This is a genomic window from Propionibacterium ruminifibrarum (assembly GCF_900289195.1).
GTDB classification, from domain to species: domain Bacteria; phylum Actinomycetota; class Actinomycetes; order Propionibacteriales; family Propionibacteriaceae; genus Propionibacterium; species Propionibacterium ruminifibrarum.
The window spans coordinates 58,275-71,259 of sequence record NZ_OMOH01000012.1 but is presented as its reverse complement, the minus strand read 5'-3'; the positions used below and the strand labels follow the sequence as shown (position 1 = coordinate 71,259).

The window sequence follows — 12,985 nt, the reverse complement described above, 5'->3', positions numbered from 1 at the left end:
AGTGGTCGGCGCGGTTGATCTGGATCGAGCTCACCGACACAGGCGTCGAGATCTCTCAGGCCACTGTCGGTCGTTGGCTTCGTCGGCTGGGGTTGAATCGTCGCCGCTGGTTTGATGTCGACGGCGAGCTGTTGCGCAAGCCGGGCAAGATCACTGCCCGCTACAAGGGCCACATGGTCCACCTGGATGTGAAGAAGGTCGGACGGATCCTCGATGGTGGGGGCTGGCGGTCTCGCGGCCGCGGCAAGGCTGGCCCGCGGCAGAAGGTCGGCTACGCCTACCTGCACTCGGCAATCGACGGGTTCTCCTGGCTGGCCTATACCGAACCCCATACCGATGAGAAAGCCGCCACCGTGTTGGAGTTTTGGCGCAACGCGCAAGCTTTCTTCGCCGCCCACGGCATCACCGAGATCACTCGCGTGATTACTGACAACGGGCCGTGTTACACCAGCGAACTGTTCACCGCCCGACTCAAAACCCAGGGCATCACCCATCAGCGGACCCGGCCCTACACGCCACGACACAACGGCAAGGTTGAGCGCTATAACCGGATCCTGGCCGAGGAGCTTCTCTACGCCCGCCCCTACCACTCAGAAACCGAACGAGCCCAAGCCGTCGCCATCTGGAACATCCACTACAACTACCACCGACCCCACACCGCCTGCCGAGACCAGCCCCCCGCCACACGACTCCCCACCGGCATCACCAACGTCATGCGCAACTACAGCTAGCCGCGTGATAGCATATGGCATGCAGTCTGTTCTTTGATTGTTTTGGCCACGCATTAATTGTCTCAGCGCGGACCGCTCTTTCGCCTCCTGCGACACGCCCCACGCAAGGCAACTGACAATGATCCAAGCTTGTCCTATGGATAAGCATCAATATCTTAGGAACTCAAAATGACAGATCTCACCAATGACAAAGCTCAAGCCGTCAAGATTGAACCCGGACGCAAGCGGGGACCCAATGATGGATCGCGCCGTTTCCTCCCTGTCAATATGACATTCGATACACGATCACACTGTCTAACTGTTCCACTTGAGGAGGATTGTGCCCCACTCATAAGGGCTCAATGGGAAGAAAATCAGGCCAAGATCAGGGAGTCTCTAATCCATGACTTCGGAGCTAATAATTATCGACATAAAGTTCAAAATTTCATTGATCTTGGCAACGCCCCTTGGTCGATTATCGCACTTCATAGTATCTATCTAGAACAGATTCGAGACGCCTTTGTTGCACAGTGCTATTATCCGGCACTCCTAGGAGCCTGCGGGCTTGGCGAAAGAATCCTAAACCAATTGGTTCTCACATTAAGAGACGAGGACAAATATAAAAACTGCCCTGCAACTAAGTATGTCAAAAGCAAGGAGTCTATCAATAAGTGGGACAAGTGTATCGATGCTTTACGAGAATGGGGCATCTTCGATGATGAAACAGTGAGAGGGTACAGAGCTTTGATGAAGATGCGCAACACGGCTATCCATTATCAGTCCGAACTTGATTCAGGCGAAGCACGAGAAACTGCGCTCACAGCCATACAACAAATCAGCTCATTGATAGAGCGCATTTTTCAACCAATAGGCGAGAGCCCTTACTATTTCCGAGGGCCAAAGGGGCGGTATTACGTTCGCCTAGAATCAGAATCCAACCCTTTTGTCAAACATTTTATTCTTCCCTCATGTGTTCTCGTAAGCCCCGTTTACCGCTTCATTCGAAATACGTCAGGATTCGATGTGCATGATGATCCTGAATATGGAATAAATCGACCACCGCTCACAGACGAGCAGTTTGCCGACCCATCGCGAGCCATGGAATCAAGAAATTCACCCTAGAGTGAGGCTCATTCATAGGGTTTGTTCGAGTGGTTTTGGATGATCTCGTATGAGGCGTGTCATTGAAGACGAAGGGACGGCCTGTCCCGAGATGATTAATGTGTGAAAAGAAACAATCAAGGGACAGGCCGCAGGCCACATGCTATCACACGACTGACCCACACTCAGATACAAGACCTGTGCCAGAAAATCCATGCAACGGTCAATGGTGCCCTGCCAGCGGCCGGATCACGTAGGCTCGGCCCCTACCAGAGCATCCGACTCGTCCTGGCCAGCCTACGCCACAACCTCGAACAAGAATCCCTCTCAGAACTCTTCGGCATCTCCCAGCCCACCGTCTCACGCGTCCTGACCGCCTGGACACCCCTGATCGCCGGCATCCTTGAACAGAACGTCCCCACCGCCGACGGCCTCGACCCGGACACCCAATTGATCATCGACGGCACCCTCATACCCTGCTGGGCATGGCGCGACAAGCCCGAACTCTACTCCGGTAAACACCACACCACCGGAGCCAACCTCCAAGTGGCCTGCACCCTGACCGGACACCTCGCCTGGGTGTCCGACCCGCTACCCGGCCGCACCCACGACGCCCGGGCCCTCACCGAATCAGGCCTCCTCCACCCCAACAGTGAGCTCACGAGCAATGATCCACCCCGATGCCCTCTCATCCGGCACATCGCAGACAAAAGATACGCCGGAACAGGGCTGATAACTCCCGTCAAGAAACCAGCCGGACTACCCAAACCAGAAACCCACAAGAACTACAACCGGGCCATCAACAAAATCAGATGGCAGATCGAACAGGTCATGCCAATCTCAAAACCTGGCACACTCTCAAAACCCGCCACAGACGCCTCCCGACACCATCACTGCAATACTCGGAATCACATTCACCTACACCCTAAATAAATCTCTTTGTTTCATCATGGCCATATTTAATTCGTCTGATCATTAGTCAAATGGCGGCCAATATAGCCAATGACGACTTTGCCATACCTACGATTACCAGTGCCATCATGACAGTATAGACGTGGTGATATCATTCCAGCTTTGGCAATAACAAAGTGTTTATCCATATATATCATGCCATTCTCATCACGACCTTCAATTTCTTGCGGAACCGGGAAGATGCGCTCTATTCGATAGCGTTTTCGATTTGTAACAGATTCAGATTCGGTTGCTTTATAACGCCTCAGCGGAACAGATCTATACCCAGAAGGAGGCTCCTTGAGATAATTATAGAGACTAGTCACAGATATTTTCTCGTCTTGACAGGCGCGCCCATAATCATTGAGAGTTCTGATTATATCCCAAGTAGTAGCTATCCAAGCGCACTCATTTTGGTCATCAAGATCTAACGCACGATCCCAATCACACGTAAAACAAAGCCACGGCAAACACTTTTCTAAATATCCAGAATTAGCCCATTCGACAAGCTCGGTCCAACTTGATGGGGTTTTTACTTCTTCAACACTAGACTGCCAGCCCCAATCATCAGCTGTCAGTTCCGATTGCTGTAATCTTGACAACAAATACGACACTCGAGCCTCAGATTTTTCTGCGCGCGTAAGCGCATCATCTTTTTCTTCTAAGACTACCGTATAGTTGAGTTCGTGTTCATCTCGTTCAGAAACTACCACCTTCAGCCGGTCTTCTAACGTGTTAAGCTCTTCCGCGCGCTGTTCCAGAAGAAACCGTGCATATTCGAATTTGAATCGCAGTTCTTAATTCTTCTGCCGTTCTTCGGCGAGTTGCATTCGAACTTGGTCAAGATCTTTTTGGAGCGGTGTAAGCTCTTTGACGCTAGCACTATTATTTGACTTCGGAGACAACTTGTGAGCAGCATTTGCTTTGACTTGCACTGCCACTGGCTCCATTTTTTTAGTAGCACCATCAACATTGGTACTAGATCGAGCCAGGGAATCAATTCCTCGAATTTTTTGATCGAATATCTCATTGAGGCTTATTCACAGAGACCCAGAGGGTGATGAAACCCCTAGTCATGGATTGATTCATTGGAGCTGTGAATAAGCCTCATTGTATCGACGAGTTTTTCTATCAATTGGTCGCGAGTTCGTGAACGCCCGAGAACGACGCGTAATGATGCTGGATGCTGCTTTTCTCAGCTGATCATCAGCCAGCGTTTTAGCTGTTATAAACCTATGGCGTTTTCCGTCTAGGGGATCGTCAAAGTCTGCCCCTGGAACAAAGCTCCGAAGAGATCCTGGATCTACCCTGTGGTATTTCGACACGTGCTGGTTGAAATAGTTAGTAGCTTCAACATCCAAAACGTACGTTGCACTTTGACCTACAGTATTTTTGGTCGTGTCAGCAATGAATTCCTTCCACGGCTCAAATGGAAAGTCAGCCGGCGTTCCCGCTACAAGAACTAAGCCGTGATGATCATCTTCCTTCAGTTCACGAATAAGAGTGGGTATCAGGGCAACATCTAGCTGTCGAGGCTTATTCCCCAGATGAATTCCACAATCATCGCAATCCATCTGATCTAACATACTTCGCACAAACCTAGGAACTTCTGCATATTTAGGACGAAGGGGATCATGCTTATCTGCAGGCGCGTCAATAATTATTGATACAACCGATTCATCATCTCGTTTTGGATTACCGGCAACCAAAACTTTACTCGTCCATTTGTGATCGCCATCTGGCTCGACCGATTGAAACCCAAAGATTCGATCACCTGGCTGCTGAATCGAATCAATAATCGTAAACTTGATTCCCGATTTAAGGGCGATTGAAGAATTAGGTTCCAGTGCGTAGAGACCCTTTGGACCTAGCTGTTTGCGATGTTTACGCTCAGCCCAGTTAACCATCGTCGAAGAGACAGTCCTCCATGCTTCTTCAACGGGCTGCGAAACATGAAAAGAACTACGGTACGCCAACATTGCAGAACTCCAATCATACAAAATGAGTTAATAATGACATCATATACTCTTTATTTACTGCGGATCTGAGTTAGACGAACCTTCACATTGAATCGGAAGCAGCGACAGCTGAATCATTCGAGAACCTGTATAAATCACCGACTCTAGCTCCGTAATTCCTGATGATCACAGCAAATCTTCCCCCCTCGCATAATTCGGCGCCAGTGTCTCCATCTGCTCGATGACCAGCTCGACCGCGCCCTTCTGCTTGTCCGGCGGGTAGTGGTAGCGGCGCAGCAGCCGTTTGACGCTGGCCCTCAGTTTCGCCTGCACCTCCGGACGCCGCGTCCAGTCCGTGCGGGTGTCGCGGCGCATGACCGTGACGAGCTCGCGGGCGATCTGGGCCAGCACGTCGGTGCCCTGGGCGAGCACTGCCGAGTCGTTCTGGCTCACCGCGTCGTAGAAGGCAAGTTCGTCGTGGCTCAGTGGCGGGTCGAAGCTCGTGCCGCGATCGGCCTCGCCCCTGACCTCCTCGGCGATCCTGCCGAGCTCGTAGATGACATCGGCCGCGGTGATCTGCTGGTTCGTGTAGCGGATCATGAGTTCGCTGATGCGTTCGCTGAAGGTCTTGCGGCGCACGACGTTGTTCCGCGTCACCGCCTCGGCCTCCTTCACCAGCAGATCACGCAGCGCCTCGACCGCCAGGTGCCGGTTGGGGGCCTGCTGCATCTGGTCGAGCGTCTGAGTGTCGAGCTCCTGCAGGGAGGGCCTCGGCAGCCCGGCCGCCTCGTACAGATCGGTGATGTCGCCGGCAGCGGTGGCCTGGGCCACCGCCCCACGCAGGACGCGCACGATCTCCTCTGGCACGGGCTGGCCGCTCGCCTCGCGCTGGCGCGCGTCGAGCTTGGCCATCCACACGCGCACCTCCTCGTAGAAGCGCACCTCCGTGGCGATCTCGGAGAGTTTCTCGGCCCCGCCCGCCAGCGCCCACATGCGGGCGAGTCGGCCGGACAGCGCGCGGAAGCGTTCGCCGAGCGTCTGGCCCTCCTGCTCGGCCTGGTTGCCGGGGGTGGCCGGGGAGCGCAGGTACTCGACGGTCTCGCCGACGGCCCGCAGGCCGGCGTCCCTCGCCCCGCTGGTCGCCGTGGTGCGCCAGTCGTGGCCGGCCAGCAGTACGCGCAGGGCCTCGACGAGTTCCACGGTGACTCGGACGGCCTCGTCGCTGTCCCGCCCGACGGGCCGGGTCGCCTGGTCGGTCGCCGTGTACTCCCGCAGGGCCTTGTTGAGGTTCTCGGTCAACGGCGCGTAGGCCACGAGCAGCCCGTCCCGCTTGCCCCGGAAGGTGCGGTTGACGCGGGCGAGCGTCTGCATGAGCAGGGCGCCCTTGAGGGGCCGGTCGAGGAAGAGGGTGTGCAGGGGCGGGGCGTCGAAACCGGTGAGCAGCATGTCCTTGACGATGACGAGTTCGAGTTCGTCGTCCACGTCACGGAGCCGGTTCTTGATCGCCTTGTTCTGCGAGTCGCGGCGCACATGGTCACGGATCGGCTCGGGGTCGGAGGGGCTACCCGAGTAGACGACCTTGACGAGGCCCCGGTCGTCCTGGTCGCAGTGCCAGCCGGGGCGCAGTTCGACGATCCTGGCGTAGAGCCGCGCGCAGATCTCGCGGGTGGCGCAGACGACGAGGGCCTTGCCGTGCGGGTCCGGGTTCTCGTCGGGCCCGGTGGGGGCCAAGAACTCGGTCATGGCCCCGCGGCGCCGCTCCCACTGCTCGACGATGTCGCGTGCCAGGGCGTCGATGCGCTCGGGGGCGCCGTAGATCGCGTTGAGTTCGGCCACGGAGCGCTCGACCCGCTCGCGCGCCTCGTCGTCGAGGCCGGAGGTCTGCTCGTCGGCGAGTTCATCGAGTTTCTCGGCGCTCATGTCATCATCGAGCCGCACCTCGATGAGGCGGGGCTCGAAGTAGACGGGCACGGTGGCGCCGTCGGTGACGGCCCGTGACAGGTCGTAGATGTCGACGTAGTCGCCGAACACCTCGCGAGTGTTGCGGTCCGTCTCGTTGATGGGCGTGCCGGTGAACGCGATGAGTGTGGCATTGGGCAGGGCGTCGCGCAGGTGCCGGGCGTAGCCGTCGAGGTCGTCGTAGTGGCTGCGATGGGCCTCGTCGACGATGACGATGACGTTGCGGCGGTCGGTGAGCAGCGGGTGCGCGTGACCGGCGTCCTGCTCGGAGGCGGTACGACCGAACTTCTGAAGGGTCGTGAAGTAGATGCCCCCGCTGACCCGGCCGGAGAGCTCGCTGCGCAGCTCGGAGCGGCGTTTGATCTGCCTGGGCTGATCGGGCAGCAGCGTTGAGCGGGCGAAGGTGTCGTACAGCTGACCGTCGAGCTCGTTGCGGTCGGTGATCACGACGATCGTCGGGTTGTGCATGCGCGGGTGCGTGAGGACGAGATTGGCGTAGAGCTCCATCTCCATCGACTTGCCCGAGCCCTGCGTGTGCCACACGACCCCGGCCTTGCCGTTGCTTCCCAGCGCCGCCAGTGTGCTGTCGATCGCCTTGCGCACGGCGAAGTACTGGTGGGGTTTGGCGATGCGCTTGATCAACCCCTCGTCGGTCTCGTCGAAGGCCGTGAAATTGCGGACCATGTCGAGCAGGCGGGCCGGTTCCAGCAGCCCGTGGGCGAGGTTCTCCAGCTCGAGCAGCTGCTCGCCGTCGGCCGGCCTGGGCGCGCCGTCCTCGTCGACGTTCCACGGGCTGTAGTGGTTGAGCCGGGTGAACGGCGTGCCGTAGCGGGCGTTGATGCCGTCGCTCACGACGGTGGCGACGACCGGGCGGAAGGCCGCCGGGAACTCGGCGAGATAGGCGCCGAGCTGGGCGTGTGCCTTGGCGATGGTGGCGTTCCTCGTGCCCGCCTGCTTGAGTTCGACGACCACCAGGGGAAGCCCGTTGACGTAGAGCACCACGTCGAGACGACGGCTGTTGTCGCCCTGGCGGAGCCGCACCTGCCGCACGGCCCGGTATCGGTTCTGCTCCGGCGCGCCGAGCAGGCGGATGGTGGGGATCTGCTCGCGGCCGTTGGTGTCCACGTAGGTGAGGCCCCGGTAGCCGTGGACGAGCAGGACGTGGAAGTCCCTGTTCTCGGCCGGCGCGTCCTGGGAGCGGGCCCTGACCATGTCGGCGGCCGCCTCTCGCAGGTACTGGTCGGGCACGGACGGGTTGAGCAGCCGCAGCGTCTCGACGAAGTCCCCGGTCAGCACAAGGTCGCCCAGCGTGGCCCGCTGGGACTCCAGTTCTGCCCCGGTGCCGGGTTCCCATCCCAGGTCGCCGAGCCAGTCGAGCAGGCTGTCCTCGAGTTGCGCCTCGGTGATCATCACAACACCTCCCCCACCTGCTTCTCGGCGTCCTTGACGCGCAGGGTGCCATTCATGAGGGCCGGCAGGAGCGTGTCGCGGAGCGAGGCGAGGGTGCGGGACTCCGCCGACAGATTCTGCATCAAGATAATCCGTTTTTCACTCTGCTCCCCAAAAATCATCATCGCATCATGATCACCATTCAGAAAAACAGGGAGATCTTCAATATCCGAGGCCTTTACCCTCTGACGACCCGAACTTCCAACCATGCGTCGAATCACGGCAGACCTGAATCTTGCATCAGTTGCAATGAAATAGGTCAGCACAAGAGGATATCCATTTCGCGATCGCATGATAATGTATTCGGTTGAACCAAAACCCACCTCATTTTCTTGCAGACAAGCTATGTACGCCGTTTTCCCATTCTCAAGACACGGCGTGATGCGAGCCAAGATAGTATCACCATTCATAAACCGGACACCACCATTAGGCTTCTCGAAGGTGATGTGATCAACTGTCATACCAGGAGAGGGAAGTGACTGCATGGGAATACGAGGAGCCACTTCATTTTTTATAAAGCGCCTAGGATTGAGTTCCACCACATCAGATAATGGCACCTTCGGAGCATCATTAGAGGCAATATTTTTTTGATACTCAGCTCGGAGAAGTCTTTCCATCGACTCAACAAGCCGTCGATTTACGGCGATCTTGTCATCCAGAGCCCCCAGCACCTCTGCAATTGCCCGCTGCTCACCCAGAGATGGGAGTTGAAGGTCTAGTGATCGCACATCCACAACATTCATGTGAGCCACCGTGGACCCCATGGCAAAATTCATAATGCTATTCTGTACCCCGGGACTTGAAATTTTATAATACAGAAATTTTGAATCAACCAGTCTCGGATCAGGGCGAAGTAAAACCGTTCTTTGCCCTGGCGCAACATTGAGCGCAGCAGGAATAATCACAACGGGACCAACTGGAGCTTCCCGAGCAAAAAGTAGATCACCTTTCTCGGGCTTGAGACGCTGGGTCCACAGATCAAATGTTTCTGCAGATATCTCGCGAGCCTCCGAGTAAGTAATGACGTTGCCTTGCATAGCCGGCGTCCCGACCGCAAAAAACCCACCACCTGGAGTAATCGGGGCACTCTTATGCTCACAGTCAACGATATGGGTACAAATTTGATCAAGTCTCATCAGATCCTCCCCAGCTGTTCGCGCACGATCTTCTGCAGTCGCTCCGACTCGGCGAACTGCTCCTCCAGTTCTGCCGTGAGGCGGGCGATCTTCTCGTCGAGGGGCACACCGTCGTCCTCGGGCTCTGGCATGCCGACGTAGCGGCCCGGGGTCAACGCGTAGCCGGCCTGCTTGATCTCGGCGAGCGGCACCGACTTGCAGAACCCTGGGATGTCCTCGTACTCCCCCAGACCGCCGGCCTCTGCGGCGGGTGCGACCGAAACCCCGTCCGTGTCACCGGTTGGGCTGAGGTCCTTGGTGCCGAGCGGCAGGCGGTCCATGCCGCGCCAGGCGTGGTAGGTGTCGGCGATCTTCTGGATGTCGGCGTCGCTGAAGGCCCGCTCGGCGCGGGTCACCATGTGTCCCAGGCCGCGGGCATCGATGAACAGCACCTGCCCCGTGCGGTCGATGCTGCCGCCCGGGCCGGCGGTCTTGTCCTTGGCGAAGAACCACAGGCACACCGGGATGCCGGTCGACCTGAACAGCTTCTCGGGCAGCGCGACCATGGCCGCGACGAGGTCGTTCTCGACGATGCTGGCACGGATCTCGCCCTCACCGCCCGAGTTCGACGTCATCGAGCCATTGGCCATGACGACACCGGCCGAGCCGCCCGGGGCCAGCTTGGACAGGATGTGCTGGATCCAGCCGTAGTTGGCGTTGCCCGCCGGCGGCACGCCGTGCACCCAGCGGGCGTCGCCCTCGATGCGGTTCCAGTCGGAGATGTTGAACGGCGGGTTGGCCATGACGAAGTCCATCTGCACGCCCACGTGGTAGTCGAGCGTGAAGGTGTCGCCCCAGCGCGGGCCGAGATTGCCGTTGAGCCCGTGGATGGCCAGGTTCATCTTGGCCATCCGCCACGTCGCCTCGTTGAGCTCCTGCCCGTAGACCGACAGATCGGAGGCGTCAGCGTGGTGCGCGGCGAGGAACTTCTCGGCCTGCACGAACATGCCGCCCGAGCCGCAGCACGGGTCGTAGACGCGTCCGCGGCTGGGCTGCAGCACCTCGACGATCGTCCGCACGACGCTGGCCGGCGTGTAGAACTCGCCGCCCCGCTTGCCCTCGGACGAGGCGAACTGGCCCAGGAAGTACTCGTAGACCTCGCCGAGCAGGTCGCGTGCCTTCGTCGCGCCCTCCCCCGCGAACTGGAGCGAGTTGAGCAGGTCGAGCAGCTCGCCCAGGCGCTGCTGGTCGACGTTCTCGCGGTTGAACAGGCGCGGCAGGGTGCCCTCGAGGGAAATGTTGTCGGCCATGAGCAGGTCCATCGCCTCTGTGATGCGCTGGCCGATGGTCTGGGTGTCCTGCACCTTGGCGAGCCTCACGAGATGCTCCCAGCGGGCGTCGGGGTGCACCCAGAAGACGCCGTGGCTGTGGTACTCGTCGGGATCCTCCAGGGACGCCTCGACCGCCTCCTCGTCGGAACCATCGGCCCTCACCTCGTCGGGGATCTGGCGGCGCCGTTCCTCGAAGGCGTCCGAGACGTACTTGAGGAAGATCAGTCCCAGCACCACGTCCTTGTACTGCGAGGAGTCGAGCGAGCCCCGGAGCTTGTCGGCCGCCTTCCACAGCGTGTTCTTCAGGTCCTTCATGGACGTGGGCACCAGGGCCTCGGTCGTCGTCTTCCTGCGTGCCATCAGCGGCCTTCCTCGTTGTTCCTGTCGTCATCGCGCGCCCCGATGGTGACCGCCCCGGACAGCGCCGAGTCGATCACCATGGCCCCCAGCTCGTCGATCTGGGCCTTCCACTGCTCCAGCAGGGCCCGCCAGCCCTCCAAGTGTGTCAGGAACTCCTCCGGGTCCCCGGCACCGACGGCCCGTACCGGTACGAGCCAGCCGCGCCAGGCCCTGTCCCCCGAACCCCGGGCGTTGATCACCGCGGCGATGGCCGACGCCGACAGCCTCCGCTGCGGATCGGTCACCCTCAGGACCCGCGCCGGATAGGCGACCACGGCACCGCCGCTGCGGTCGACGACGGCGGCGGGCCGCGGACTCACGGTGAAGACGACGTCGCCCGGCTCGGTCAGCTCGTGGTCGGGCACGGCCCCGGTCAGCGCCAGCCTGTCGACCCGCGAGGGCGCACCGGCCGCGACGTCCTCGGCCCTCCACCGCCTCAACTCGCCGGACGCCAGTTCGGGAAGACGACGCCCCTTGCGCAGCCTCAGCAACGTCTCTCCCCCGCGGCGCACGAGAGCGGCGCCGAGTGAGATGCGTTCGACCCTCAGCACGTCGTCGTCCGCGACGGCCACATCGAAACCCTTCCCGAAGGGCGGCAACACCTGGGCGAGCGAGTCGTAGAGCTGCTGCATGCGTGCGGCGTCCTGCCTCGGCGTGGCCCCGATGACCGGGACGGTGACGCGCTCCGGCGTCACGAGAGGGCCCCGGCCGGCTACCAGGTGCGCCCTGGCCACGGGACGCAGCACCGAGAACACATGCGAGCCGGAGGCCTCGGCGCTGGCGAGCAGGTCATCGAGCAGCCCCTGCTGGACAGCCGCGTCGAACCGACGCCCGGACAGATCGCCGACCCGCACGACGCCACGAGGCCCCTGCCCCGATCCTCCCCGCAACAGCCACAGGGCCGTTCGGCCCCTGCCGCCCCGCAGCACGCCCGCCGGGAGCTGGACGACGGCGCGGACCACGCCCGAGCGCAGCAACTCGTCGCGCCTCGTAGCCGTCGTGTCACTGAGCGGGTCGACCAGCAGGGACGAGGGGCCGACGGCGAGCAGGCTCACCTGCTCGCCCAACTGCAGCGAGACCCGGTCGAGCAGGTCGAGTCCGTCCGGCGAGGCATCGGACAGCCGAACCAGGACGACCGAACCGGCCGGTGGCGCCCAGTCCTCGTCGAGCCGGGCCACCAGGGGGCTCAGCCCGTGCACCGCGAGCCGCCTGCGCATCGGGCGCAGCCCGTCGAGGTCGCCGGCGACGAGCAGCAGCCCGGGCATCTCGTGCTCCTCGTCCGCTGCGAGCGCGACGACGACATCGCAGCAGCTGCCCCGCACATCGACGAGCAGGCCCGTGTCGTCCAGCATGGACTGTGCGGTGGAGGCGAGCAGCCGCACCAGGGGTTCGGCGAGCCGTGTCGCCTCCCCACGAGCGAGATGGTGCCCGTGGAGCAGTTCGTAGGCCGCGGCGTCATTCCATGCGGCGTCGGCGACGGCATCGGCCCGGGCGGCGAGTTCGGGCGTCCAGCACCGTTCGGTCTCGTCGAGCAGCCACTCGTCATCGGGGTCGAGTTCCTCCACGCGGTCGAGCAGGTCGTCACGGTCGAGGCCGACAACGTCGACACCGGTGACGGCCCGGGCGGCAAGCAGGGTGAGGACCGCCTCGAGTTCTTCGACCGGGACCCCCGGGGTGAGCGTCTTGTGAAGTGCCACCTCGGCGCGGGCATCGGGGTTGTTGCCCCGACCGGTGGCCTCGAGCCAGTCGACGAGCTCGTCGGCGTCGACACGGCCTTCGGCGTCCTGCTCGGGGAAGGGCAGGCCGTCCTTGTGCCGTTTGAGCCACATCGACACGACCGGACGCCGGACGCGCGCCAGCCGGGCCACGTCACCGAGGGAAAGACCGTTCATCGTGCCTCCGTGCTCCTGTGTTCGCGGTGCCCCAAGCCTAGATCGCACTGTTTCACTTTTTCATTGAATGACCGATAAGGGGCCTTATCAGTCACTCATGTTGTGGCTGTCAACGGTCTG

9 protein-coding genes are annotated in these 12,985 nt (G+C 60.3%); 3 read left to right on the top strand and 6 right to left on the bottom strand.

Features of this window, described 5'->3' with window-relative positions:
• The 3 genes from PROPJV5_RS11440 to PROPJV5_RS13175 form a co-directional block, all read left to right on the top strand.
• Nucleotides 1-731 (top strand): integrase core domain-containing protein (locus PROPJV5_RS11440; RefSeq protein ID WP_147385442.1); only part of this gene is annotated, 731 nt, incomplete at its 5' end.
• Nucleotides 732-899: 168 nt separating this feature from the next.
• A complete protein-coding gene (locus PROPJV5_RS12455) occupies nucleotides 900-1,832 on the top strand; it encodes a hypothetical protein (RefSeq protein ID WP_147385441.1) in 933 nt (310 codons plus the stop codon).
• A 102-nt stretch (nucleotides 1,833-1,934) separates the two neighbouring features.
• Complete coding sequence (locus PROPJV5_RS13175; RefSeq protein ID WP_220474424.1) at nucleotides 1,935-2,744, top strand: transposase family protein; 810 nt, start codon at nucleotides 1,935-1,937, stop codon at nucleotides 2,742-2,744.
• A gap of 26 nt (nucleotides 2,745-2,770) precedes the next feature.
• On the opposite strand, the gene PROPJV5_RS12450 is transcribed toward PROPJV5_RS13175, so the two are convergent.
• The 6 genes from PROPJV5_RS12450 to PROPJV5_RS11415 form a co-directional block, all read right to left on the bottom strand.
• Nucleotides 2,771-3,475 (bottom strand): hypothetical protein, encoded by a 705-nt coding sequence (locus PROPJV5_RS12450; protein WP_147385440.1) that lies wholly within the window; start codon nucleotides 3,473-3,475, stop codon nucleotides 2,771-2,773.
• A 372-nt stretch (nucleotides 3,476-3,847) separates the two neighbouring features.
• Nucleotides 3,848-4,741 (bottom strand): hypothetical protein, encoded by an 894-nt coding sequence (locus PROPJV5_RS12445; protein WP_147385439.1) that lies wholly within the window; start codon nucleotides 4,739-4,741, stop codon nucleotides 3,848-3,850.
• Between the two features lie 165 nt (nucleotides 4,742-4,906).
• Nucleotides 4,907-8,089 carry a type I restriction endonuclease subunit R gene (locus PROPJV5_RS11430; protein ID WP_119716489.1) on the bottom strand — a complete coding sequence of 1,061 codons (3,183 nt, stop codon included), beginning with the start codon at nucleotides 8,087-8,089 and terminating at the stop codon, nucleotides 4,907-4,909.
• Entirely contained in the window at nucleotides 8,089-9,264 is a 1,176-nt protein-coding gene (locus PROPJV5_RS11425) for a restriction endonuclease subunit S (protein ID WP_119716488.1), read from the bottom strand. Before PROPJV5_RS11425 ends, PROPJV5_RS11430 begins: the two co-directional genes overlap by 1 nt.
• Nucleotides 9,264-10,934, bottom strand: a complete 1,671-nt coding sequence (locus PROPJV5_RS11420; RefSeq protein ID WP_119716487.1) for a class I SAM-dependent DNA methyltransferase — start codon at nucleotides 10,932-10,934, stop codon at nucleotides 9,264-9,266. The genes PROPJV5_RS11425 and PROPJV5_RS11420 overlap by 1 nt, the downstream gene beginning before the upstream one ends.
• Nucleotides 10,934-12,865, bottom strand: coding sequence for a hypothetical protein (locus PROPJV5_RS11415; RefSeq protein ID WP_119716486.1), 1,932 nt, complete (start codon nucleotides 12,863-12,865; stop codon nucleotides 10,934-10,936). The genes PROPJV5_RS11420 and PROPJV5_RS11415 overlap by 1 nt, the downstream gene beginning before the upstream one ends.
• Nucleotides 12,866-12,985: the final 120 nt, after the last annotated feature.